This is a genomic window from Mangrovihabitans endophyticus (assembly GCF_014646155.1).
Classification (GTDB): Bacteria; Actinomycetota; Actinomycetes; order Mycobacteriales; family Micromonosporaceae; genus Actinoplanes; species Actinoplanes endophyticus.
This window is the reverse complement of the sequence record NZ_BMMX01000034.1, coordinates 38,240-60,864: the sequence shown is the minus strand read 5'-3', so window position 1 is coordinate 60,864 and position 22,625 is coordinate 38,240. Positions and strand designations below refer to the sequence as shown.

At 69.1% G+C, this 22,625-nt stretch carries 22 protein-coding genes; 9 read left to right on the top strand and 13 right to left on the bottom strand.

The features are described 5' to 3' along the window. Positions 1-457: 457 nt before the first annotated feature. The 3 genes from IEY73_RS25830 (at position 458) to IEY73_RS25820 (ending at position 1,636) form a co-directional block, all read left to right on the top strand. Positions 458-883 carry a phage holin family protein gene (locus tag IEY73_RS25830; RefSeq protein WP_229716162.1) on the top strand — a complete coding sequence of 142 codons (426 nt, stop codon included), beginning with the start codon at positions 458-460 and terminating at the stop codon, positions 881-883. Further along, positions 880-1,251: a DUF3618 domain-containing protein gene (locus tag IEY73_RS25825; RefSeq protein ID WP_189081908.1), complete on the top strand. Its 372-nt coding sequence runs from the start codon at positions 880-882 to the stop codon at positions 1,249-1,251. Before IEY73_RS25830 ends, IEY73_RS25825 begins: the two co-directional genes overlap by 4 nt. A gap of 73 nt (positions 1,252-1,324) precedes the next feature. Next, positions 1,325-1,636 carry a hypothetical protein gene (locus IEY73_RS25820; protein ID WP_189081907.1) on the top strand — a complete coding sequence of 104 codons (312 nt, stop codon included), beginning with the start codon at positions 1,325-1,327 and terminating at the stop codon, positions 1,634-1,636. 182 nt (positions 1,637-1,818) lie between these two features. Here IEY73_RS25820 and IEY73_RS25815 read toward each other — a convergent pair whose 3' ends face one another. The 3 genes from IEY73_RS25815 to IEY73_RS25805 all read right to left on the bottom strand — a co-directional run bounded on the left by IEY73_RS25815 (position 1,819) and on the right by IEY73_RS25805 (position 3,726). Then, on the bottom strand, positions 1,819-1,971 hold the full coding sequence (locus tag IEY73_RS25815; RefSeq protein WP_229716161.1) for a helix-turn-helix domain-containing protein: 153 nt from the start codon (positions 1,969-1,971) through the stop codon (positions 1,819-1,821). 736 nt (positions 1,972-2,707) lie between these two features. After that, positions 2,708-3,388 carry an NAD(P)-dependent oxidoreductase gene (locus tag IEY73_RS25810; RefSeq protein ID WP_189081906.1) on the bottom strand — a complete coding sequence of 227 codons (681 nt, stop codon included), beginning with the start codon at positions 3,386-3,388 and terminating at the stop codon, positions 2,708-2,710. After that, positions 3,385-3,726 (bottom strand): antibiotic biosynthesis monooxygenase, encoded by a 342-nt coding sequence (locus tag IEY73_RS25805; RefSeq protein ID WP_189081905.1) that lies wholly within the window; start codon positions 3,724-3,726, stop codon positions 3,385-3,387. The genes IEY73_RS25810 and IEY73_RS25805 overlap by 4 nt, the downstream gene beginning before the upstream one ends. Positions 3,727-3,888: 162 nt before the next feature. On the opposite strand from IEY73_RS25805, the gene IEY73_RS25800 reads away from it, so the two are divergent. Continuing rightward, positions 3,889-4,374, top strand: coding sequence for a MarR family winged helix-turn-helix transcriptional regulator (locus tag IEY73_RS25800; protein ID WP_189081904.1), 486 nt, complete (start codon positions 3,889-3,891; stop codon positions 4,372-4,374). 42 nt (positions 4,375-4,416) lie between these two features. On the opposite strand, the gene IEY73_RS25795 is transcribed toward IEY73_RS25800, so the two are convergent. Together IEY73_RS25795 and IEY73_RS25790 are read right to left on the bottom strand one after the other, a co-directional pair. Then, entirely contained in the window at positions 4,417-5,079 is a 663-nt protein-coding gene (locus tag IEY73_RS25795; RefSeq protein ID WP_229716160.1) for a zinc-binding dehydrogenase, read from the bottom strand. A 308-nt stretch (positions 5,080-5,387) separates the two neighbouring features. After that, a complete protein-coding gene (locus tag IEY73_RS25790) occupies positions 5,388-5,786 on the bottom strand; it encodes an alcohol dehydrogenase catalytic domain-containing protein (RefSeq protein WP_229716159.1) in 399 nt (132 codons plus the stop codon). Between the two features lie 66 nt (positions 5,787-5,852). On the opposite strand from IEY73_RS25790, the gene IEY73_RS25785 reads away from it, so the two are divergent. Next, positions 5,853-6,503 carry a TetR/AcrR family transcriptional regulator gene (locus IEY73_RS25785; RefSeq protein ID WP_189081903.1) on the top strand — a complete coding sequence of 217 codons (651 nt, stop codon included), beginning with the start codon at positions 5,853-5,855 and terminating at the stop codon, positions 6,501-6,503. Here the strand turns inward: IEY73_RS25785 and IEY73_RS25780 are convergent. Together IEY73_RS25780 and IEY73_RS25775 are read right to left on the bottom strand one after the other, a co-directional pair. Further along, the gene (locus tag IEY73_RS25780) at positions 6,496-8,823 is read right to left on the bottom strand and encodes a hypothetical protein (protein WP_189081902.1); all 2,328 of its coding nucleotides are present in this window, start codon (positions 8,821-8,823) and stop codon (positions 6,496-6,498) included. The genes IEY73_RS25785 and IEY73_RS25780 overlap by 8 nt on opposite strands. A gap of 250 nt (positions 8,824-9,073) precedes the next feature. After that, entirely contained in the window at positions 9,074-9,508 is a 435-nt protein-coding gene (locus IEY73_RS25775) for a MarR family winged helix-turn-helix transcriptional regulator (RefSeq protein WP_189081901.1), read from the bottom strand. Positions 9,509-9,665: 157 nt separating this feature from the next. Here IEY73_RS25775 and IEY73_RS25770 point away from each other — a divergent pair, with 157 nt between their 5' ends. Together IEY73_RS25770 and IEY73_RS25765 are read left to right on the top strand one after the other, a co-directional pair. Then, on the top strand, positions 9,666-11,387 hold the full coding sequence (locus IEY73_RS25770; RefSeq protein WP_306661538.1) for an FAD-dependent monooxygenase: 1,722 nt from the start codon (positions 9,666-9,668) through the stop codon (positions 11,385-11,387). Then, positions 11,384-11,974 carry a hypothetical protein gene (locus IEY73_RS25765; RefSeq protein WP_189081899.1) on the top strand — a complete coding sequence of 197 codons (591 nt, stop codon included), beginning with the start codon at positions 11,384-11,386 and terminating at the stop codon, positions 11,972-11,974. Before IEY73_RS25770 ends, IEY73_RS25765 begins: the two co-directional genes overlap by 4 nt. 3 nt (positions 11,975-11,977) lie before the next feature. Here the strand turns inward: IEY73_RS25765 and IEY73_RS25760 are convergent, their stop codons facing one another. Continuing rightward, on the bottom strand, positions 11,978-12,508 hold the full coding sequence (locus IEY73_RS25760; RefSeq protein WP_189081898.1) for a gamma-glutamylcyclotransferase family protein: 531 nt from the start codon (positions 12,506-12,508) through the stop codon (positions 11,978-11,980). 80 nt (positions 12,509-12,588) lie between these two features. Between IEY73_RS25760 and IEY73_RS25755 the strand changes: the two genes are divergently transcribed. Next, the gene (locus tag IEY73_RS25755) at positions 12,589-14,979 is read left to right on the top strand and encodes an ATP-binding protein (protein ID WP_189081897.1); all 2,391 of its coding nucleotides are present in this window, start codon (positions 12,589-12,591) and stop codon (positions 14,977-14,979) included. Positions 14,980-14,988: 9 nt separating this feature from the next. Here the strand turns inward: IEY73_RS25755 and IEY73_RS25750 are convergent, their stop codons facing one another. The 4 genes from IEY73_RS25750 to IEY73_RS25735 all read right to left on the bottom strand — a co-directional run bounded on the left by IEY73_RS25750 (position 14,989) and on the right by IEY73_RS25735 (position 21,354). Next, positions 14,989-16,218, bottom strand: a complete 1,230-nt coding sequence (locus IEY73_RS25750) for a chymotrypsin family serine protease (protein WP_189081896.1) — start codon at positions 16,216-16,218, stop codon at positions 14,989-14,991. 210 nt (positions 16,219-16,428) lie between these two features. Next, positions 16,429-17,838: a nitrosuccinate lyase gene (locus IEY73_RS25745; protein WP_189081895.1), complete on the bottom strand. Its 1,410-nt coding sequence runs from the start codon at positions 17,836-17,838 to the stop codon at positions 16,429-16,431. Between the two features lie 240 nt (positions 17,839-18,078). Beyond that, on the bottom strand, positions 18,079-19,113 hold the full coding sequence (locus tag IEY73_RS25740) for a lysylphosphatidylglycerol synthase transmembrane domain-containing protein (protein WP_229716158.1): 1,035 nt from the start codon (positions 19,111-19,113) through the stop codon (positions 18,079-18,081). Between the two features lie 102 nt (positions 19,114-19,215). Next, positions 19,216-21,354, bottom strand: coding sequence for an MMPL family transporter (locus IEY73_RS25735; RefSeq protein WP_189081894.1), 2,139 nt, complete (start codon positions 21,352-21,354; stop codon positions 19,216-19,218). Between the two features lie 46 nt (positions 21,355-21,400). Between IEY73_RS25735 and IEY73_RS25730 the strand changes: the two genes are divergently transcribed. After that, entirely contained in the window at positions 21,401-21,922 is a 522-nt protein-coding gene (locus IEY73_RS25730; protein ID WP_189081893.1) for a MarR family winged helix-turn-helix transcriptional regulator, read from the top strand. A 36-nt stretch (positions 21,923-21,958) separates the two neighbouring features. On the opposite strand, the gene IEY73_RS25725 is transcribed toward IEY73_RS25730, so the two are convergent. After that, positions 21,959-22,603: a DedA family protein gene (locus IEY73_RS25725; RefSeq protein WP_189081892.1), complete on the bottom strand. Its 645-nt coding sequence runs from the start codon at positions 22,601-22,603 to the stop codon at positions 21,959-21,961. Positions 22,604-22,625: the final 22 nt, after the last annotated feature.

The following is a 22,625-nucleotide window of genomic DNA, read 5'->3' as shown; positions in this document are numbered from 1 at the left end:
GCGGGAGTTCCGCTGTTCTGCATGTATCGACACACCCGCTTGACGCTCCACCACCACCGCTAACTACGCGGCATTGGCGTTAGTGCTGGGCGAGTTGGGTGAGGGTGTTGCCGTCGACGCGGTAGAGGGTCTTGTCCGGGTTGGTGGCGGCTCCGAGTTGGGCGTGGAACGTGTCGGCGGTGGGGTTGTGTTTGTCGGTGGGCCATTCGACTCGGCTGTAGCCGTTGTCGGCGGCGAGGGCCCAGATGCGTGGACGGTGGTTGCTTTTAGTCGCCGGAATTGGATGGTCGAAGATTTGGGATGACCGTCGATCACCTGAGCAAAGACGCGGTTTAGCGAACGATATTCATATTTGCGCGACGCTTGACGAACGCCGGTTCGATCACTCACGTGAGACGTGTTTTGCTTTGCTTGTCTGAGGGCAATCACCGTCGTGTTGGTGACGGAGGTGAGCACAGTGACAGCGGAGACAGCCCCCACTCCGGAGTCGGAACACTCGGCATCCGATCTGGTCAGTCAGGCGGCCGCGCAGGTCTCGACGCTGGTGCGCGACGAGCTGGAACTGGCGAAACTGGAACTGGCGGAGAAGGGTAAGCGCGCCGGCCTCGGCGGCGGGCTGTTCAGCGGCGCGGCGGTGCTTGCCCTGTACGGGCTGGGGCTCCTGCTGGCGCTGGCCGTGGTCCTTCTCGCCCTGGTCTGGCCGCTGTGGCTGGCTTTGCTGGTCGTGATGATCGTGGTATTCGCTACGGCCGGGACGGTGGCCCTGCTGGGCCGGAAGGAATGGAAGCAGGCGACCCCGCCGGTTCCCGACGACGCCGTCGCCGGCGTTCAGGCCGATGTGGCCACCGTCAAGACCGCGGCCCGACAAGGACGGCACGAATGAGTACTCCCGAAACATCCCCTGACCGGCAGCAACTGCAGGCGGAGATCGAGCAGACCCGCGCGGAGCTCGGCGCCACGGTGGAGGAGCTGGCGGCCAAGACCGATGTGAAAGCCCAGGCGAAGCGGACTGCCGCCGATCTGTCCGATCGCGCTAAGCAGGCTGTGAGCGAAGCCCGGGCCAAGGCGGCTGATGCGAGCGGGGCGGCGCTGGCCGCCGCGAAAACCCAAGCCGCGTCGCTCCAGGACAAGGTTGCTGAAGCCCGCCGGGATCCGGCTCAGCGTCGTCGGCTTGACGCCGCCGCGCTGCTCACCGCGGCCGTTGTGGTCGGCGGCCTGCTAGCCGTGGCGATCCACCGGAGACGAGCATGACGCACCGGCCGCCAACGACGACTGTCGCGGCTGGGCCGCCCGAGCACTGATCCGACCATCAAGGAGACAACGCATGAAGATCGTCAAACTGGCCACCGGATTCGCCATCGGGTACGTGCTCGGCAGCCGTGCCGGCCGGGACGCGTACGAGAAGATCGTGGTGAACGTCCGGCAGATGCGTGAGCACCCGACCGTGGTTCAGGCGCAGGATAAGGCCACGGCCCTGCTGTCCAGCGGCACCGAGACGGCGACGGAGAAGCTGCACCAAGCCGCCGTCGACACCGCACCCGACACGCGTGCGACGGCCACCGGCAAGGCGCGCGCGCCGAGGAAGTCCGCCGCGACCGCGCCGGTGGAGCCCTCTGTGGGCCAGCCCTTGCTCTGAGGGGATTCGCCGCAGCGCGGGTCGGCGGCACATGCCGCGGCCCGCGCTGTGCGCTCGACGTCGACATCGATGGTGGCCGGCGGCTGCGCCGGGGATCTGGTCGGATGCGGAGTGGACGGTTCGGAATTCTTCCGCGGTGAGTTCGCGATGCTGAGTTTGGAGCCGACGTGTTTTGACCGCGGTCAGTTCGCCGAGGCAGGTTCCGTCTTGGTTGCCGACCGTTCTTCGTGGATTCGGGCGCGGTAGCGCAGGGGTGTTTCACCGACCTCGCGTTTGAAGGCTGTGCTGAACGCACTCTCCGACGTGTAGCCCAGGTCTGCCGCGATTGCCCCCACCCGCCGACGCCGCACCGCACGCGCTCGACCCGAAGTCGGCGCAGCGGCTCTGGGAACTCAGCGAGCAACTCCTCACCACGGCGGCTCATTGACCGTCGTCGGGGGACTTGCCGTCTACGACGCACAGATGCGCACACCGACCGGCACCGTCCCGACCGGAATGACATACGAGTACGACGGTCCGCTCCTGCGGATCGTCGGCGGGCATGTGGGGCGTATCCGGGCGCCTCGCGATGCCGGGGTCACCGGTGCCGAGCTCGACCGCCTGATCGCCCGCCAGCAGGACTACTTCCGGGTGCGACATTGCCGGATTGGCGGGGGCGGGGCTTTACCGCGCCATGATCGCCGCCCGGGCCCGGGAGGCTGTTGCCCGCGGCTTTCGACTGCTGCACGTCGATGCGTCCCCGGCCAGCGCACCCATCCTGCGACGGTGCGGCTTCCATGAGATCGCCGCCTCGACGCACTATCAGTGGTTGCCGCGGAATAGCCGGGATTGAACGGGAAGGCCCCAACACGCCGAATGAGGCCATGGACCAGTCTGCAAGATCGGCTGTACTTGACACTCTGCACCCGACTAGTTGTCGTGTCCGACGGGGCGTCCCGGGGTTCCGGGGGTCGCGGTTTGGTGGGGTGCGGTTGAAGGCGTCCACGAGCCTGTCCACGAGAGTGTTGATGTTTGCGCTGCTGGTCGGATACATGACGATCTCCGGGTGATGTGGGCGAGTGAGGCGGTTTGCTATTGGGCGAGCGTGGGCGTTCCGTGTGCCCAGGAGTCTTCTTCGATCACGGTTGCCACGAAGCTGGCGAGGTCTGAGCGGGTGATCTTTGCGCCGCCGGGCGGGTTCGTTCCCTTGGCAATCCGGTAGGTGCCGGTGGGGGCGTGATCGGTCAGCCGGGCCGGCCTGATGAGAGTCCAGTTCAGGTCGCTGGCGCGGATGATGGCCTCCATTGCTCGTACGTCGGAGTAGAGCTCGCGGAAGAACAGCGGTCTGATCACCGATTTCCAGAGGAAGGACAGGCCCCGGTCATCCAGTGGCGCGCCGCTGGATGATACGACGATGAGGCGGTCGATTCCGGTGTTCCGCATCGCTGATACCAAGGCGTCGGCGCTTGCCTGGTACAGGCCGTCGGGGCAGCGGCCGGAGGCGATCGAGGACACGACGACATCATGTCCGGCGACGGCCGCGTGAACGCTCGCCGTGTCGCGTAGGTCGGCGTGAACCACTCGCGGGGTCTGCCCGCTGGAGCTGCGGACGGCGGCGGTCGCGAAGTTGCCGGGGTTGCGGAGGGCGGCGGTGACGTCGAAACCGGCGTCCAGGAGGTTGCCGACGATGAGCCTGCCGGTGCGACCGCTCGCGCCGAAAACGATGACGCGGCTTTGTGCTGCACGCGGGGATGGCGCCTGGTCGGATGTCATCGCGCGGTCCCTGCGGTGACGGTGCGGTGGACGCACCAGGCGCTGCCCGTGGTGGAGCGCACGCCGTCGAGGGCGGCGAACTCTGCGCGAGTGTTTTGCGACGCCTGGTCGGCGACGAACGCGTCGAAGTCCTTCTTGCTGGCCCACTGGGCATAGTTGAGGATCTGGGTGCCGTCGAGGGAGAGGTGGTAGGTGGCGGAGAGGAAACCGGGGCGGTGTGCCACGGTCTGCTCGACCGTCGCGGCGACGGCGACGGCGACCTGTTGCTGACGGGCCGGGTCCACGGTGAAGATCACTAGCTGGACCATCCCCGCGGCGGGATCGGTGATGTCAATCATCAGTTACGTCCTTTCTGGCCTTGCTTGCCCGAGAGATCGGGCACTGCGCTAGGCGCCCGTTCGGCCGATGAAGGTATGTCGGCAACGCGTCGGTCGTGCCTGCCCCGCTGATAGGCTATCAACATGTTGATAGCCTATCAGCATGTTGTCATACTTGGGCATGTGACTCGACTCGCAGACACCAGCGCAGGCCCGCCGTCTCCGGACGCCGGCCCCCGGCTTGACATCGGCCCGGACGACCACCTGACGTATGTGATGGCCAAGGCCGAACACCTGCTGGAACGTCGCCTCGATGCCGCACTGGCCCGGCACGGGCTGACACTGCGACAGTTCAGCGCGTTGGCCCACATCGGCCGGACCCCCGGCCTGAGCGGCGCGGATCTGGCCCGTTTGCTGCTGACCAGCCCACAGGCCGTCAACACCCTGGTCCAGCGGATGCTCTCGGCCGGCCTCATCCAACGCGCTGACGGCCCGCAACGGCAGCCGCGTGCACTGACGCTCAGCGAGGCCGGCCTGACCGCACTGAAGGCCGCCGCCGCGACGGCCACCCAGACCGAGCGGGCGGCGCTGTCCGCGATCGAACCCGACGATCTGCGAGCAGTTCACCGGGCTCTACAGGGCCTGACAGCGGCACTCGGCGACGGCTGACCGACGCAGCGGGTGCGGCATCAAGGAAGGCGAGGGGGCCCGTTACGGCGTCAGGACGATGCGGCCGAACACCTCTCCGAGGTCCATCCGGCGGTGCGCCTCAGCCGCGGCGGTGAGGGCAAGGACGTCGTGCACGGCGGCGCGCAGCTCTCCCCGGGCGGCGGCCGCGAATTGCTCGGCGCGGATCCTGTTGCGTTCGCCGATAGGCACGGTATTCAGGCTGAACGTCCCGAATGAGCGTGACCGCTGAAACGAGCGCATGAGCGCGATGCCGAACTCCGCTGGAGGGTGACCGCCGACGACGCCGATGGCGACCATGCGGCCGTTGTCGGCCAGCCGATCGATGAACGACGGCAGGGCCGGCCCGCCGACGATGTCGAGGATGACGTCGAACTCGCGCGGCAGCGCGTCGCCGTCGCCGGATCGGTCGAGCAGGACTGTGGCTCCGAATTCGCGGAGCCTTCCACCCCGTTCCGAGGAAGACGCCGTCACGGCGATCGGGCCCGCATGTCCCTGCCGGGCTAGCTGGACCGCCATGATGCCGAGGCTGCCGGCCGCGCCGCGGACGAGCAGCGACTCGCCGGAGCCGAGCCGGGCCTGCGCCAGCGCGAAGTGGGCGACCGGCCCGGCGCTGCCGAGCGCCACCGCGTCGATCGGCGACAGGCCGTCGGGGAGCTCGGTGACGTCTTCGAGCCGAGCGACCACCTGTCGGCGTACCCCTTGCACTACACGGTCAGGTACGACTAACAGTGCCGAGGTCGGCGAATGAGCGGCACATCGTTCTGGTTACTCTCCGCTCCAATTTCCCCTAGATGGCGAAGGGCGGGGATCCTCGCCGGCGAAGGCCAAGGTGAGCCGTAGCGAATTGGCCGGTGGTTGCAGTCCGCTTGGTGGCGAACACGCAGCCTGGGCAAAGCCAGAGGCCGGCGCCATGTCCAGAGACGACTCCAACGCGGATCGACGCTCCACCCGGATCAGGCGGTGGTCCCACGTCGGGCGGCAGCGGCGCAAGGCTACTCAACGTCATCGAAGTTAATGCCGGTCCGCCCTGTGGCTCTGCAAGATCGATCGTACGCGGTCGTGCACGCGGAACCGTACGCCGACACCACCTGCTCGGCATAGGCGCCGCCGACACCCGTGAAAGCCCACACGTCGCGCCCCACCCACGCAGCGTCGGCTGGATCGCCGGCGGCGATCACCCGCCCGGCCACCTCGCTGCCCGGAATGATGCCCTCGTGGAAGCCGTGGCCGCGGAGAGTCCCCCGCCGGATCACCGCATCGACTCCGCCGACGCCGATCGTTCGCACGTCGATGAGCAACTGCCCGGGCCCTGGTGCCGGCATCGGCGCGTCGATCACCACCATGCCATCGGGATCGCCGAACGTCTGAATGCTTACCGCTTTCACCGTCATCTCCGATCAACCGACCCGGTGCGACCGTAGCGGACACCCCCGTCCACTTGAGTAAAGTGAGATCCTGTGACCGGCCGTTTGCCCCACATGCTGCGCTCGGACGCCCAGGAGAACCGGGACCGGGTGCTCGACGCCGCGCGGTCACTCTTCTCCGAACACGGCCTCGACGTGCCGATACGCGAGATCGCCCGCCGGGCAGGGGTCGGTCCCGCGACCCTGTATCGGCGGTTCCCCACCAAACAGGCGCTGATCGATCTCGCCTTCGCACGCGAGGTCAAGCAGTGCCGCGAGATCGTCCGCAACGCCTGGGCCGACGAGGACCCGTGGCGTGGGATGTGCTCGGTGGTCAACGGGCTCGCCGAGATCAACGCGCAGAATCAGGGCTTCGTCGACGCCTTCATGACCGCGTCGCCGGACGCGATCGACTTCGCCGCGCACCGCGCTGACATGCTCCGCATGATCGCCGAGCTGTGCCGCCGCGCGAAACATGCCGGCGCACTGCGCCCGGATTTCGTCCTCGACGACTTCATTCTCGTCCTGATGGTCGGCCGCGGACTCTCCGCCGCTCCGCCGGATGTCCGGCGCACGGCCGCCCGGCGGTTCTCCGCGCTGACCCTCGATGCACTCCGCGCCTCACCCACCACGGCCACCTTGCCACCACCGGTCCGCGTCACCCCCGCAGTCCTCGCGAATTGGGGCGGCGGTCGTCCTATTTGATGACGGAATTGAAGGTTGCTATGACGATCACGTCATGAGCCACCGTGAGCTCGCAGGTCGCCTTCCTCTCCTCCGAGCTGCAGGCGCCGCGCCAGCCAGCAAAGTTGTTGTACGAATCTTCGGTCTCCTCTGGGCTCGGAGTCGCGGTCAGCGTGATTTGGTTGCGCGCCGGATCGGTGATGCGGGCTTCGCAGGATCCGGGGCAGGCAATGAAGTCGTCCCCGCTGGAGACGGTGCCGCGCCCAGATCCTTCTATCGCCACGCCGAAAAGGACGAAGCCGGTTCCGGTGAGTTCCGCGGAGGCGGTCCTCCCGCTCAGATCGGCGACCGTCAGCTTGCCGACGTGCAAACCTATCGAGCTCGGACGGAAGGTCACGGCGATTTCGCACCGTTGGTTGGCCCTGAGTATCCGTCCGCCGCAGTCGTCGCGGTCGATGGAATACGCGTCGCTTCCGTCGATGCCGCCACCTGCCATGATCGCGGCGGCGTCGTTGAGGTTGGTGATGGAGACCAAGCGTCGGATGATCGGTGCGTTGGGTGAGACGTGGGCGTCGCGGAAGGAGACATTTCTCGGGGCGACGGTCAGCGGACGAGCCGCGGTCGGCCGAGTGGTAGTCGTTGGTGCGGTGCCGCTGGTTTCTGGTGTGAGCGGCGATCCGGTGTTTGCGGTTTCTGGTACCGGCAATGGCGTGTCGGGTAATGAGTCAGTTGCGGGCGGCAGGCGCAGGCCGGTATTGACCGAATCGTCGTGGAACATGTTGATCCCGATGGCCGATAGGACGATCACGCCGAGAATCGCCGCGATGAGCGAGACTGCTCGGCGCACCCAGCGGCCGCGATGCGACGGTCCGGGCTTCGATGGTTCGGGCTGCGATGGTTCGGGCTGTGCGGGTCCCGGTTCTGCGGCAGCGGCTCCCGAAGCGGCGACCAGGCTCAGGTTGTGTCGGCTGACGTTGGCGCCGGGCACGTCGCCGAGTGCCTCCCGGATACGCACGGCCTCCGTCAGAAGAGTTCCTGCTTCGCTGGTACGGGCCTGGCAGAGCGCGAGCGTGCCCTGTTCATGAGCGAAGAACGCCTGTGCTGCCGAGTCGCCGACCGCCTGCGCGCCACGCATTCCCAGCTCCAGCAACTGCCGACATGCCTCCCACCGGCCGGCGAGAGCCAACACCGGCTCGACAACTCGTATCAGCCGTACGACGTAGTCCCACTCCAGTTGCTTCGCACCGAATTTGATCAATGACAACCCGGCTGCGGCCACCGGCAGAGCCGCGTCGCTCGCCGGATCCGCCGCTGTCAGCCAATCGCCGATCACTCGAGCGGCGTTTCCGGCGCTGACATAGTCCGCGACGGAGGCCAGGTTTCTCTCACCGCGACAAACCGGCAGACCGAACCGGTCCTCGTGCTGTTCGATATGCCCGCGGCGGCGCAGTTCCGCGAGCGCCCCGGCCACGTCACCGAGGCCCGTGATCGCGGAGATGAGGTCGCCGGGAAGAAAGACGCCGGCGAGGAGCGCTGCGTAGGCGAGAATCTGCCGCTGGGCGTGGGACAAACCACCCAGACTGAGCGAGTGGATGTCGTGCGGCCGATCGGCGAGGGCGGCGAAGCTGTGCTCGTGCACCCGTACAAGCGCGGCCGCCTGGCGCAGGCTGAGCGGGCGACCATGGACGGCAGCGATCAGTCGGTGTATTGCGGCAGCCTCGTATATGGACAACGGTCGGGCGAGGTCACGGCGGATGACCGTGCTCGCTGCCGCCTCGCCGAGTCCGGGCAGCACAACACTTCTGCCCCGGCGCTGCAGCCGTGGCCTGTCGGAGGCGATCACCACGGCGCATCCGGGTAATGCGCTCAGCACCTCGCCGACGCGGGCTGTGTCACCGGCCAGTTCGTCGAGCACGGACACCACTCCGGCGCGGCGGAGAAGGTCAGCGCAGGTCTCGGGCGGGAGTTTCGCCCGACGGTCCATGACGTAGACCTCATCGACGAGTCGCTGCAACAGATCCGCCGGATGATCATCGCCGGCCAACAGACAGACGGCAGGGCGTCGCAGGCGAGTGGTGACGGCGGCGGCGACGTGGCGTAGCAGCGTCGACCTGCCTTGCCCGCAAGGTCCAGTGAACTCGATGGGAAGATCGGCGGCCGCGGCATTCACGGCTTGGTCGACGTATCGCTGACGTCCCTCCAGACCGCTCGTCGGCATGAGGGAAGGGGGCGTAAGGGTCAACCGGGGAATCGTATCGAAATGTGACCCCAGGCGCTCCGCCCGGCCGCCGACGCCGGTCATGTGATCTATACGCAAATCACGGAACCAGATGCTGTTCATCCCGCCTCCTCCTGAGCGGAACGGGAGCGGCTTTTCGTCATTAGATTCCAGTCGCTACCCACGGCGCAAGGCTCCGAGACCCTCGGCAGGTGTCACATTCGACGCCACTGCAATTGCGAAAAAGGTTCAGTGCAGATCATCGATATAGTGGCATGTGAATTTGGCTGATTGAAACGTGGACGGGAACTCCCGAGAGCTGCGCCTTCCCCACGACAGCTACCTTGCGATGCCTCGTGTCCCATCGCCTGCCCTACTCACGCCCCTGGCGCGGCGGAAGACTCGACGTCGGGCTCCAGAGCCGGGTGAGAAGGTCGCGGAGCTGAGTGAACTCGCTGGTACCGAGGTGCTGGGCGAGTTCGGTTTCCAGGTCGGCGAGCGTGGTGAGCGCGCGGTGTCGGCGCTGTTCTCCGTCGGGGGTGAGGATGATCAGCCGGTCGCGGCGAGAGGTGGGGTCCGCGGTCGTGGTCACGATGTGGGCGTCGGTGAGCTCGCGCACCACGGTGTGGATGTGTTGACGGCTGACTCCCATCGCCCGGGCGATGTCGGCGGATCTGCTGCCTTCCGGATGCAGGTAGGAGATGACTATCGCGGCGGCGCCGCTGATGCGGCGTTCGCCACCGGCCGCGGCGGCCTCGTTCAGTCGCTCGGCGAACCACCGGAAGCCCTCGCGCAGCAGGGTCGCCATCGGTGGGTGCGTGTCCGTGGAAGGTGCCGCATTCGTGCTTGCCGGACTCGCGATGCCGGCCTGCCGCTTTGTGCCGGGATTGCGGTGTTCGGTTGCCATGGCACCTCCTTCGCACCTACTCTAACCGTCAACTAGATTGACGATCTGAGGGGATGTCGTGGCAGACACAGTGAACCTTTTTCAACCTGGCATCGAGCCCGTCGGTTGCGCGCCGTCGACCAGCGGCGGCATCTGCCAGCCTCGCCACGGTGAAAAAGGTTCAGTCTTGGTGGCCGGCGCAGGCCCGGTCGGCATGATGGCTGCGCTTGAACTGACCCGCCGCCGAGTGCCGGTCCGTCTGATCGACGCGGCTGACGGGCCGGCGACAACGAGCCGGGCGGCGGCGCTTCACGCACGCACGATCGAGATGCTTGATCAGGTCGGGCTCTTCGAAGCCTTCGAGGCCCGTGCGGTGCTGGGGCGGGGGATCGCCTTCTACGCCGACGGGACCGAACTGGCCCGCATGGACGCCCGGTTCACCACGCAGGCCACACGCTTCGAACAGGTCTGGTTCATCGACCAGGTCATCACCGAAGAAATCCTGCGCGAGGCACTCGCGGCCCAGGGAGTCGAGATCGAATGGGGCGTGCGACTCGTCGATCTTGCCGAGCATGCCGGCTCGGTGACGGCAAACCTGCGGCATGCCAACGGCTCCGCGGAGGACGCCGAGGTGGGTTGGCTGGTCGGGGCCGACGGTGGCCACAGCGTGGTGCGCGACAGGCTCGGCATCCGGTTGGCCGGAACGTCCAGCGAGACCTGGCTGATCGCCGACGCCGAACTCACCATCGCCGGTCCGATGGAGCATGACCGCATCCGCTGGGTACGCGCCGGCGGTGAGACCGTGATGATCTTCCCGCTCGTGGGCGAGGACCGATGGCGGCTGCTCGACACCGTCGATGTCGACTACGACGGCGACGCGGATGCCGTCGCCCAGCGCTTCTCCGACAAGCTCACCCGCGGGCTGGGCCGTGCGGTGACCGTCGCCACCCCCTCCTGGGTCTCGGTGTTCACCATCCAGCAGCGCGCCGTGCGGACCATGCAATCTCGCCCCGGCGAGGGTCGGCCCTCGCGGTGCTTCGTCGTCGGAGACGCCGCCCATGTCCACTCCCCCGCATCCGGGCAGGGACTCAACACCGGCCTGCAGGACGCCGTCAACCTGGCGTGGAAACTGGCTACCGCCGCACGCGGCGACCGGCCCGATCCCTCCACGGCCGCACTGCTTGCCACGTACAGCGCTGAACGGGTTCCCGTCGGGCAGGCGCTCCTCTCGACCACCCGGATGGCAACCATGCTCGTCGGATTGCGGAACACCACTGTCGACAAGAACCTGCCGGCGATTTTCGAGGCCCTGCACGCTCTGCCGCCGCTGTTACGCGGGATCAACGAAACCTTCCTGGGCGGCATGTCCGGCCTGAACATCGCGTACCCGACCAGTCCGCTGACCGTGCATGACAGCGACACCGCCCGCACGGGACCCCGACCGGGGGAACGTCTCGCTCAGGTCCGGCACTCCGACGCCGCCGACCCGAGCTGGCAGCCCGTTCTGTCCTCGCTGCGCGATCCCGACTGGACGCTGCTGATCGCCGCCGACCAGCCTGCCGTCCGGCAGCTCAGCGCACGTATCGGCGTCACCTGGCCGACACCGTCGATCTGCCCGGTCGGGGGCCCCGCCGCCGAACAGCTCGGGCTGCACCGGGAGATCACCGGCACCAGCATTTCCGAGACCGACACCGATACCGACACGACCGGATGGATCCTGGTCCGGCCCGACGGATACGTCGCCGCACGCGGGCGCAACCGCGTCGAACTCGATGGGGCACTGGAACGGATCGGCCGATGAACGCCGGCCCCGCCACGCACGGCCCGCGTGAACACCCTCTGTCCTTCCGCGTCCTCGCCGTGCTGCCGATCATCCTGTTCCTGCCCAGCATCGTCGCGTTCGCCGTCGCAGAACCCGGAGTCGTCTGGCCCGAATACCCCGGCGTCTTCTTCCACCTCGCCATCCTGGTCCTCATCGCGCGAATAGACGCACCCCCATGGGCCAAAGCCGCAGGCTATAGCTGGATCACCCTCGACGTCCTCACTGGCATCATGTCCATCTACGGCGTCGCCTACGACCTGACCTGGCCCGTCCGCCTCGGCGGACACGTCTTCGCGGGGGTCTGGATCCTTACCAGCTCGCTCTGCGCCCGGAATCGAGCCATCGCCGTCGTCGGCGCGATCACCGGCGTCTGGCTCGGTGCCTACTCGTTCATCGCCGACGTCGCACCGGTGCAGATCCTCTATCCGTCTGCTCCGCTCGTCATCGTCTGGCTCGCCCTCCTGGCCGCGTACTACCGGCCTGGCGATCACAAGGCCGTACCCCTACCCCGAGAGGTAGTCGACGGCGCAGGCTCGCAGGGGCCCGCGTTTCGGTGGGGGCGGTGAAACTCACGAGCGTCGCATGCGGACGAGGTCGATGACCGGTGACGGGAGGGGTCGCGGCGCCGGTATGCCGTCGTGCATGGCGAACGCCGCCTCCACGGTGTCCAAGTATTGCTGGCGGATCCGCGCGGTGCCCGCCGCGATGCCACGCCTGGCCCGGTCGGCACTGTCCGGTTTGGCGACGTAGGTCCACGCCGGGCCGTAACCGTCGATGTCGACGCTGATCCGCCGGTAGTTTCCCTCGCGGGCGTCCAGGGCGGGCAGGCCGTCATCGCTCATGAGGACCAGCACGCCCTCGACCGCAGCGCCGGGCTCGATCGTCATGAAGAGCACCTGAATCGGCGGACGGGTGCCGTCGGCGGGATTCTGATATACCACCGGGCCGTTCGCGGTGTTGTCTGTGCACACATGCCAACTGCGGGACCATCCGGTGAGCCGCACACGGACGTAATCACGGCCGGCTTCGGCCGGTCGGCCGACAAGCTCCGTGATCGTCGCGGGCGCGGTCAACGACCCGTACGCGAAGACGGCGATCATCCGGCTAAGCCTAGGCTGCCGTAGCCGGGCGGGGAGTGCCGTTGTCGGTGAGGATGTGCCGCATTGTCCCCATTCTATTGATGCTTGACTATGCTATCCGGGTGGTCGAGTTGTCGCGCCGAGTGATCGCCGACGTGGCGACCGTTGAGGGTTTGGCCGCCGTGCTGCGCCAGCTCCGGCGCCGGGAGGCCCGCCGTGAGGGAGCCAACCCGCTCACCTACCGTGAGCTGGCCGCCAAGACCGGCTGGTCGCACGGCATCATCGGGGAGTACTTCGCGGGACGGGTGTTGCCGCCCACCGACCGGTTCGACGTGCTGGTGCGTCTGCTCGGTGCCACGCCCGCCGAGCAGGGTTGGCTGGCCACAGCCCGCGACGTGGTCGAGGAACACCGGCGGGCCGGCGGCGGCCGAGCCCTGGGCCGGCTTCCGCCTGCCGTGCCGGGTTTCGTGGCTCGTGCCGAGCCGCTGGCGACGCTGGACCGGCTGGTGGACCCGGCCGCCGACGGAGCGCCGGTGGTCACCGTCTCGGGCATGGCCGGGGTGGGCAAGACCGCTCTGGTGCTGCACTGGGCACATCGCGCGGCCGGGCGGTTCCGCGACGGACAGCTTTACCTCAATTTGCGAGGCTTCGACCCGGCGGGGGCGCCGGTCGCCCCGGATGAGGCGGTGCGCACACTGCTCGACGCGCTCGGCGTGCCGCTGCAGCGCCTCCCACCGACGGTGGACGCGCAGATCGCGCTGTATCGAAACCTGCTCGTCGATCGGTGCATGCTGCTGGTGTTCGACAACGCGCGCGACGCGGGTCAGGTGCGACCGCTGTTGCCCGGCGGCGGATCCTCTCGCACTCTGGTCACCAGCCGTGACCGGCTCGCCGGGTTGGTCAGCCTCGACGGCGCCCAGCCGGTACGGCTCGATCTGCTCACCGTCGAGGAGTCCCGGGAACTCCTCGCCGCGCGGTTGGGCAGCGCGCGGCTGTTCGCCGAACCGCGGGCGGTCGACGAAGCGGTCGCGGCGTGCTCGCGGTTGCCGCTGGCGCTGGCGATCGTGGCCGGCCGAGCCGCCCTCAATCCGGGCTTCCCGCTGGATGCGCTGGCTGGTGAGTTGCGGGCCGCACGAGGTGGACTGGAACCGTTCAGCGGCACCGACCCGAGCTCGGACGTGCGGGCGGTCTTCTCCTGGTCGTACCGGTCGCTCAGCACGGCCGCGGCGCAGATGTTCCGGCTGCTGGCACTGCATCCGGGTCCCGACGTCGGCGGGCCGGCGGCGGCCAGCCTCGCCGGGGTGTCGCCGGCTGGAGCGCGCCCCCTCCTGCGCGAGCTGACCGACGCCACCCTAACCTCCGAGCACCGGCCGGACCGGTACGCCTGCCATGATCTGCTGCGCGCCTACGCCGCCGAAATGGCAGCGATGGTCGACTCGGACGCCGACCGGCACGCTGCCGTCGGCCGTCTGCTCGACCACTACCTGCATACCGCGCACACGGCGGACCTGCGGCTCGACCCGCACCGTGATCCGATCCCGCTGCCGCCCGCCGGCTCGGGGATCACGCCGGAGCCGCTCGCGGACCACGAGGCCGCGCTGGCCTGGCTGGACACCGAGTTTCCGGTGCTGCTCGCGGCGATTCCGCTGGCCGTTGCGGAGAACTTCGACCGGCAGGCCTGCCTGCTGGTCCGCACCCTCGCGCATTTTCTGGAACGTCGTGGGCACTGGACGCGCTGGGTGGCCGCACATCAGGTCGCCCTGGTCGCGGCGCGGCGGCTCGGCGACCCGGCGGAAGAGGCACCGATCCGCCGCAGCCTCGGCCGGGTCAATGTGCACCTTGGACGCTCCGACGAGGCGGTCACCCATCTGACCGCCTCGCTCGACCTGTACCGCGAGGTCGGCGACTCCAACGGGCAGGGCCGCATCGAGTTCGACTTGGGCTGGGTCGCCGCCCGGCAGGAACGGTACGACGACGTCCTCCGCCACAGCCGGACGGCGCTGGAACACTTCATCGTCGCGGGCAACCGTTCGGGGCAGGGCCGGGCGTACAACAACATCGGCTTGTCGCTGACCCTGCAAGGCCGGCACGTGGAGGCTGTGGGCTACTGCCGGCGAGCCCTCGACCTGCTCCAGGCGATCGACGACCGGTACGGTGCCGCCGGCTCCTGGGACAGCCTCGGCCGCGCTCAGCACCAGCTCGGCCGATATCGGGAAGCGGCCGACTCGTACGTGCGGGCCGACGGGTTGTGGCGGGCGCTCGGCAACCGGTTTCAGCAGGGGGAGTCACTGGTCGGCCTCGGTGACACCCAGGCCGCAGCCGGTGATCTCGACGGAGCCGCGCGCACATGGCAGCGGGCCCTGGACATCTTCCACCAGCTCGACCATCCGGACGCCGAAGCGGTGCGTGGGCGGCTGGTCCTTCGCCTCCCGGAACAAGGGCGTCCGTCGGGTGGCAGTTCCCGCTACCCGACGGACGCTCCGGATTCGTGACGTTCTCGGTCAACCGGCCAGGATCGTCGCGTTGACCGCCGACAGGCCCGGCACGATGTCCTCGTAGAAGATGCGCGAGGCGCACAGGCGGGTCGCGCTGGTGTCGTACCCGGTGCACGGCACCCGGAAGTTAGCGGAATCGATCGCGGTGAGGGTGCCCCGCGCGATCACCCGTGTGGTGTCGCCGGCCACCGTGGTCAGCACCGGGCCGCCGCTGTCCCCCTGCCCGCCGGCGTTGGTGCCGTCGACCTTGTCGGCCCGGACTTGGCCGCAGACCTGGCCGACGCCCTGGACGTTGATGCAGAGGTTGACGGCGCCGACCCGGATCGAGCACCGGGTGCCGGAGAACGAACCGGAGGTGCACACCAGATTGCCGACCGCACTGGTCTGGCTGCCCGCGACGGCATTGGAGAACTCGCTGACCACGCCGCCCGAGGCATTGGTGGTGTTGTTGTACACCCGGGCCTGGGAGTTGGCGTTGATCACCTGCACGTCGTTACGCAGCACGTCGGTTCCGATGCGGCCGATGTCCTGCCCCGTCGGGTCCTCAGCCAGGTCACCGGTCTGGCCGCAGTGCGCCGCCGTCAGAATTCGGTTGGCACCCGCCTGCCGGATTCCGAAGCCGGTGGAGCACCGGACGCTCCGGTTCACGTTGTGCCAGCGCGCCCCGCCGGACCACGGCGGCGCGTCGTTCAGCCGGGTGGCGGGCAGCGGCGCCACGTTGGTCTCCAAGGTCACCGGCACGCCCGCGTACTTCGCGGCCGGAATCGCCGCGCCTGTCGTACCCACCAAGAGGCCGGCACCGTCGGCCCGCGGGCCGACCATGGTCACCCGGTCACCGGCGCGGGCCAGCAACCGGGAGGCCGCCGCCTGGAGTTCCCGCTCCGAGTACGCCGCCGACAGCGTCCGTACGGGTACGGTCGCCCGCGCGGTCGTCGACAGGTTCGCCGGCGGCCGGCCCTTCCAGTACACCCGCAGCTCGCCGGTGGTCGGATCGGCGATGATGCCCGCGTATCCGGACCGGTCGTCGGCACGTCCCAACGCGGTGATGCGGGCGCCGGCGGCGTTCATCCGATCCTGTGTGGACAGCAACTCCGACCACGACTCGAAGCCTCCGGGCACCGGCACGCTGGCGAGTACGTTGCTCGACGGTGCTGCCTGCGCGGGGGCCTGCCCGAACCCCACGGCGGCGAGTGCGAGCGCGCAGGCCGCCGCCGCCAGACGATTGATGTGTCTCATCGTTTCCCTCCCCTGAGTCGGGCCGCCGGTCGATGCGCCGTCGGCCCTCGGGGATTGACGATGCCCATCGCCGCGCCGTCTGGCCCGGCATCATGGACACCCTTGGACACCGTTGGACAGCGGGTGCCCCGGGGATTCGCCGCAGGACTCCGCGCCCGCGATGAAGGCGGCGCGCAGATCTGGCAGCCGTGACCGGCGTCCGCCGTGCGGTCAGTCCTTGCCTGCCGGTGTCAGGACCGCGGCCACCAGGGCGCTTGCGGCGCCCACATACTGCTCCGGTGCGCACAGATCGGCGAGCTCCTGAGCCGTCAACGCCTCCGTGACCAGCCGGTCGTCACCGAGCACCGCGGCGAGGGGCCGGCCACTCGCCGCAGTCGCGGCGGACGCCTCCGACATCACCTTTCGGGCGGCGGCCTTCCCCAGCCGCGGGGCGAGGGCCGCGGCCAGGCGCTCGGAGACGATCTGGCCGTTGGTCAGCTCCAAGTTCTGCCGCATCCGATCCGGATCAGGCTGCAGGCCGTGCGCCAGCTCGACCGCGGTGTGCGCGGCCCCGCCGGCCAGCCGGAGGCATTCACGAAGCACCTGCCATTCGGATTGCCAGACCCCGGCGGACCGTTCGTCCTCCGACAGCAGGCTCTGATTCAGCACCGTGGCGAGCGCGGGAACCTGCAGGGACGCGGAGCGGATCATGGTGGAGAGCACCGGGTTGCGCTTGTGCGGCATGGCCGAGGACCCGCCGCGGCCGACGGCCGAGGGTTCGCGCGCCTCGGCGACCTCCGTCCGGCTCAGGGTCAGCACGTCGACGGCCAACTTGCCGAGTGCGCCCGTGGTGAAGGCCAGCGCCGCGGCGAGGTCGGCCATCGGTGCCCGCAGGGCATGCCAGGGCAGCGGTGCGCAGGTGAGCCCGCACTCCTCGGCGAACAGGCGCGTGAGCTGCTCGACATAGCTCGCCACGTCGAGCTTCGCCCGGTCCGGGCCGCCGGACCGGGCGAACTCCAGGTAGCCCCCCAGCGTCCCGGCCGATCCGCCCAGGGAGACGGGCAGACCGTGCGCGAACACATGGCCGATCCGCGCCTCGGCGGAGACCACGAGCTCCCGCCACCCCGCGGCCTTGAGCCCGAACGTCGTCGGGACGGCCTGCGCGGCGAGAGTCCGGCCGGCCATCGTGGTGTCGGCGTGTCGCTCGGCGAGCGCCGCCAGGCCGGCCCCGACGCGGGACAGGTCCTCCCGGATCACCGCGAGCGCCCGCTTGCTGACCATCATCGCGGCGGTGTCGAAGATGTCCTGGCTCGTCGATCCACGGTGGACGTATTCGGCGGCATCGGAGTCGACCTGCGTCACGGCCGCGGTCAGCGCCGCGACCAGGCCGACGATCGGATTGGCGGTCGATCGCGCCGACAGGGCCAGTTCCCGCACGTCGAAATGAGATGCTTGCGCGACCCGCGCGATGGCTTCGGCCGCGGCGACCGGGACCGTCCCCAACCGGCTTTGCGCACGCACCAGCGCGACCTCGGCATCGAGCATGGCCTGCAGCCACGCCACGTCATCGACCAGATGCTCGACCGGGGCGCCCGCACGGACCGGCGAGAGGAGCCCGGCATCGACCGGGGGCTCGTTCATCGGGCTGTGCATACCAGCACCTCCTGGTCTCGGGAACGGTTGGCGGGGAGGCCACGCGCCTGCCGTGGTGACCCAGCGCGCCGACTGGGTACACCGTAAGCGAACCGGCATTGATCACCGAGCGGTTCGGCGTCGAGTTGATCGAGTCCACGAGACCTGGACGGCGGCGTCGAGGCGTGGCTCGCCGCCGGGCTGCCGACCACGGACCGACCCGCCGACGTACGCGAATGAGCAGCCCGGTCAGCCGGGCCCGGCCGCGGTCACCGCCATCGCGTCCCGGTAACGGTGACGGATCACCAACCACGTGATCCAACCGATGCCGATGATGAAACAGAAGCTGATGAGGCGGTACAGCACCACCGTGGCGATCGCGGTCGCGGTGCTGACGCCGCCGGTGACCAGGCCCAGGATCAGAGCGCTGTCGATGATTCCCAGGCCGCCCGGGATGATGGTCAGGGTCCCGGCGGCGTACCCGGCGCAGAAGGCCAGCAGTAGCTGGGTGGCGTTGATCGGGTCGGGGCTGACCGCGCGGAAACACATCCAGAGGCAGACGGCGTCGATGAGCCAGTTGAGTACCGCGAAAGTGGCCGCCGCGGCGCCGTAACCCGGGGTGAGCCGGGCCGCGGTGAGCTGCGTGACGAAGCCGCGGACCTGGTCGACGCCGGTGTCCGCGGGCCGCCGACGGAGCCGGTTGAGATGACCGAGGGTGGTGCGGATCATCGGTTCCAGCGTCGCGGGTCGCCGAGCGAGCCGCCGGATGCCCAGCGTGATCAGTACGATGACGGCGGCCAGGCCGCCGAGGCTGTACCAGGGCGGGGTGCCGTGCGAAGCCAGAGCGCTGACCGCGGACACGGCCGCGAGCGCCGCGGCGGAGAGGATGCCGGACAGCGCGATGCACCAGGAGGCGACGGCGGGACTGGCGCCGAAGCGGCGCATCTGCTGGTAATTGAACCGGGTGGAGAAGGCCGGTCCGCCGGGCAGCGTGACGCTGAGCGAGTGCGCCGCGTACGCGAGCGCGACGTGCCGGTAGATCGGCACCCGCAGGCCGGCGGAGAGCAGCAGGCTGCGCTGCATGCGCGCGTACATGCCCATGGCGGCCAGCTCCGCCACCAGCGCCCCGGCGAGCCACCGCGGATCCGGGGCGCGCAGATGGGACAGGGCGTCCGCCAGCGACGGCCATCCCACGTACAGCTCGATGGCGAACAGCGCGACGACCGCCGCCACCGCGCAGCGGCGCACCCATGTCCGCTTGCGCCGATCGCCGGGTTCCGTCACGGGTGACAGTCTTCCCGGTCGACCAGCCGGAGCACCGGCCAACCCCAAGATCGAGCGCGGCGCCGGAGCGGCGGCGTTACCGGTCGGCGATGGCCATCGGCGTCATCGCGGGCCTGGTCCCGGCGCTGCGGACCGCTCGGATGCCGCCGACCGTGGCGCTGCGGACCGGCCGAGGTCCGCGGCCGGCTGTGACCGGCGACTCGGCTGGGCCGGCCACCAGAACCGCTCGCCGAGCAGCAGCGCGATCGCCGGCACGACAAGCGTGCGCACCAGCAGAGTGTCCAGGAGTACGCCGATGCCGACGATGACGCCGATCTGAGTCAGCACGATCACCGGCAGCACCCCGAGCACGGTGAAGACCGCCGCGAGCAGGATGCCGGCGGAGGTGATGACGCCTCCGGTCGCGCCGAGCGCACGGACCATCGCGGTGCGGGTGTCACCTCGGGCGATGGCTTCCTCGCGAGCGCGGGTGACCAGGAAGATGTTGTAGTCGACGCCCAGAGCGACCAGGAACAGGAAACTGAGCAGCGGAACACCGGCGTCCAGTGCGGGCATGTCGAACAGATGCGTGAGCACGATCGTGGCGGCGCCCAGACTCGCGGCGTAGCTGGCGATGACGGTTACCAGCAGTAGGACCGGGGCGACCAGCGAGCGCAGCAGCAGGATCAGCACCAGCAGGACGACGGCCAGCACCAGCGGAACGATGACCTGGTCGTCGCGCACGTTCGCGTCGCGCTGGTCGAGGTCTGCGGCGGGTGCCCCGCCGACCAGCGCATCAGCGCCGGGTATGTCGGCGAGCGCGGCGCGGACGTCCCGGACGGTCTGGTCGGCTCGCGTCGTGCCGGGGCCGTCCGTCAGCCGCACCGAGACCTGCGACAGCCGGCCATCGTCGGAGGTCTCCGCGCGGCCGACGTTCGCCACCCCGTCCACGGTCTGCATGGCCGCCGCCACGGCGTTCGTCGTCGCGCTCGTGGTGATCACCGTGAGGGGTTGTGAGCTGCCGGCCGGGAAGTGCCGGGCCAGCGCCTCCTGGGCGGTGACCGACTCGACCTCGGTGCGGAACTGCTCGGTCTGCGAGAGCCCGATCCGCGTGGTCAGCAGGCCGGCGGCGAGACCACCGAGCAGCATCACCGCAACCGTGAGCACGGCGGCGGGGCGCTTTCCGACCCCGGCGGCGATGCGCGCCCACCACCCGGTGTCACTGGGCTCGGGGGAGCCGACCTTGGGCACGAACGGCCAGAACACCCCCCGCGGCAAAGCGGCCAGCACGGCGGGCAGCACGACCAGTCCGAAGAACAGCGCGACGGCGACGCCCAAGGCCGCCGAGATCCCCAGCGTACGGTTACTGGTCAGCACCGCCGCGAGCAGCGTGAGCAGTGCCAGGATCACGGTGGCGGCGCTGCCGACGATGGCTGGCGCGGCGGCGCGCAGCGCGGTGGCCATCGCTTCGCGCCGGCTCGGTGTGCGGCGCAATTCCTCGCGGTAGCGAGACATCAGCAACAACGCGTAGTCGGTGCCTGCGCCGAACACCAGCACGGAGACGATGCCGCTGACGGAGGCATCGGTGCGCTCCCCGACCACCCGGGCAACCCAGGGCAGCAGCTTGGCGACCAGTTGGTCGCCGACGCCGATCACGAGCAGTGGGGCGATCCACAGCACCGGGCTGCGGTAGGTGATCAGCAGCAGCAGCGCCACCACGGCGGCGGTCGCGATCAGCAGCGTGACGTCGGCGCCGTCGAAGGCCGCCGCGATGTCACGGCTGAACGCCGGCCCGCCGGTGACCTGGGCGGTCAGCCCCGTTGGCAGAGATTGTGCGACGGTTTCGCGGATCGCATCGACCGTCGCGGCCTCGGCGGCGTTGTCGAGGTCACCGGCGACCGGCACGATCAGCAGCGCCGCCCGCTTGTCCTGCGAGATCTGCGGGGGAGGTACGACGCCGCCCTGCGCCCGGGCGGTAAGCGACCTGGTGGCGGCATCGATCGTGTCGCGGTCGGCCGCGGTCAGTGGGGCGTCGACACGCTCGAACACGACGACTGCGGCATCCGTGCGGCCGCTGGGGAATCGGTCCGCGAGCTCGGTGACCCGGGTCGACTGCTTGCCCGCGGGCAGCCCGTCGGAAGGATCGGCGGCCGGCTGCTCCGGGGATGTCAGCCACACCAGGGCGGTCAGCGCGGCGGTCACCACGACGATGAGCAGCGCACCGGTTCTGCTGGTGACGGCAGCGACCCAGCGAGCACTCATGACAGATCCTTCGCTGAATGAAATATTCGGCTAACGAAAAGATAAGATGACCGGCGTGTCGGCGCAACCTTCCCGCGACGCCGCGCGCGCCGAGGCCGTCGACGACCTCATCGACGCGTTGCGGCTGTTCACCGTCGAAAGCGACGTGTTCGTCGACGTCTTCGCCCGTGCGCACGGCCTGGGACGCAACGACCTCAACGCGATCATGTGGATCAGCCAGGGCACTCAAAGCGGTCATCCGATCACCCCGGGCGAACTCACGAGTCGGCTCGGCCTGGGCGCGCCGGCCATCACCGGGCTGGTCGACCGACTGGAGAACGCCGGACATGTCCGCCGGGAGCGCGACCCGCACGACCGTCGCAAGGTGACGATCGTGATGCAGCCGTCCGCTCTGCAACTCGCGATCGACTTCTTCGTTCCGCTCGGCAGGCTCATGCATGAGACCGTTGCCGACATCGACGCCGATGACCTGCGCCGCCTGACCGAGGTGGTCCGGCGGATGACCCACGCCGTCACCGTGGCCCGCGACGCCACCGACGCGCCGGCTACGCCGTCGGCAGAGGGCTGACCTGCCTGAGGCTGCGTCGCGCGGGTGCGGCTACCGCTACGACCGGGACCGGTCGCGGCGGCGCTTGCGGAGCAACTCGACACCGATCGGGACCACGGACAGGACAACGATGCCGAGGAGGATCAGTTCGATGTTGGAGCGAACGAACGCGACTTGCCCGAGGAAGTACCCGAGGATGGTGACGCCGCAGCCCCACAACGTCCCGCCGACGACGTTGTAAGTCAGAAAGGTCCGATAGTGCATGTGGCTCGCCCCGGCCACGATGGGGGTGAATGTCCGCACGATTGGCACGAACCGGGCCAGCAGGATCGAGCGCGCGCCGTACTTGTCGAAGAATCCCTGCGCCCGGGTCAGATTCTCCTGCTTGAACAGCCGCGAGTCCGGTCGGCGGAACAGGGCGGGGCCGAATCGCCGCCCGAACACGTACCCGAACTGATCGCCGGCGACGGCGGAGATGGACACCAACAGACACATCAGCCACAGCGGCACCTTGAGATAGGTGCCGTCGGCGATCAGCAGCCCGGCGGTGAACAACAGCGAGTCGCCGGGGAGGAAGAAGCCGATCAGCAGGCCGGACTCGGCGAAGACGATGGCCAGGATGCCGATCAGGCCGAAGGTGGTGATGAGCCACTCCGGGTCCAGAAATGTCGGGCCCAAAGCGACCACGGGCGCTGCCAGCATGAAGTCCCTTTCGTTCGGCAGA

What these genes read in the sequence shown, in the direction of transcription:
- IEY73_RS25810 (WP_189081906.1), bottom strand. Translation starts at nt 3,388, where the DNA reads ATGACATCCGACCAGGCGCCATCCCCGCGTGCAGCACAAAGCCGCGTC.
- IEY73_RS25725 (WP_189081892.1), bottom strand. Translation starts at nt 22,603, where the DNA reads ATGCTGGCAGCGCCCGTGGTCGCTTTGGGCCCGACATTTCTGGACCCG.
- IEY73_RS25790 (WP_229716159.1), bottom strand. Translation starts at nt 5,786, where the DNA reads ATGACGGTGAAAGCGGTAAGCATTCAGACGTTCGGCGATCCCGATGGC.
- IEY73_RS25825 (WP_189081908.1), top strand. Translation starts at nt 880, where the DNA reads ATGAGTACTCCCGAAACATCCCCTGACCGGCAGCAACTGCAGGCGGAG.
- IEY73_RS25780 (WP_189081902.1), bottom strand. Translation starts at nt 8,823, where the DNA reads ATGAACAGCATCTGGTTCCGTGATTTGCGTATAGATCACATGACCGGC.
- IEY73_RS25820 (WP_189081907.1), top strand. Translation starts at nt 1,325, where the DNA reads ATGAAGATCGTCAAACTGGCCACCGGATTCGCCATCGGGTACGTGCTC.
- IEY73_RS25760 (WP_189081898.1), bottom strand. Translation starts at nt 12,508, where the DNA reads ATGATCGCCGTCTTCGCGTACGGGTCGTTGACCGCGCCCGCGACGATC.
- IEY73_RS25750 (WP_189081896.1), bottom strand. Translation starts at nt 16,218, where the DNA reads ATGAGACACATCAATCGTCTGGCGGCGGCGGCCTGCGCGCTCGCACTC.
- IEY73_RS25805 (WP_189081905.1), bottom strand. Translation starts at nt 3,726, where the DNA reads ATGATTGACATCACCGATCCCGCCGCGGGGATGGTCCAGCTAGTGATC.
- IEY73_RS25775 (WP_189081901.1), bottom strand. Translation starts at nt 9,508, where the DNA reads ATGGCGACCCTGCTGCGCGAGGGCTTCCGGTGGTTCGCCGAGCGACTG.
- IEY73_RS25755 (WP_189081897.1), top strand. Translation starts at nt 12,589, where the DNA reads ATGCTTGACTATGCTATCCGGGTGGTCGAGTTGTCGCGCCGAGTGATC.
- IEY73_RS25735 (WP_189081894.1), bottom strand. Translation starts at nt 21,354, where the DNA reads ATGAGTGCTCGCTGGGTCGCTGCCGTCACCAGCAGAACCGGTGCGCTG.
- IEY73_RS25730 (WP_189081893.1), top strand. Translation starts at nt 21,401, where the DNA reads ATGACCGGCGTGTCGGCGCAACCTTCCCGCGACGCCGCGCGCGCCGAG.
- IEY73_RS25745 (WP_189081895.1), bottom strand. Translation starts at nt 17,838, where the DNA reads ATGAACGAGCCCCCGGTCGATGCCGGGCTCCTCTCGCCGGTCCGTGCG.
- IEY73_RS25765 (WP_189081899.1), top strand. Translation starts at nt 11,384, where the DNA reads ATGAACGCCGGCCCCGCCACGCACGGCCCGCGTGAACACCCTCTGTCC.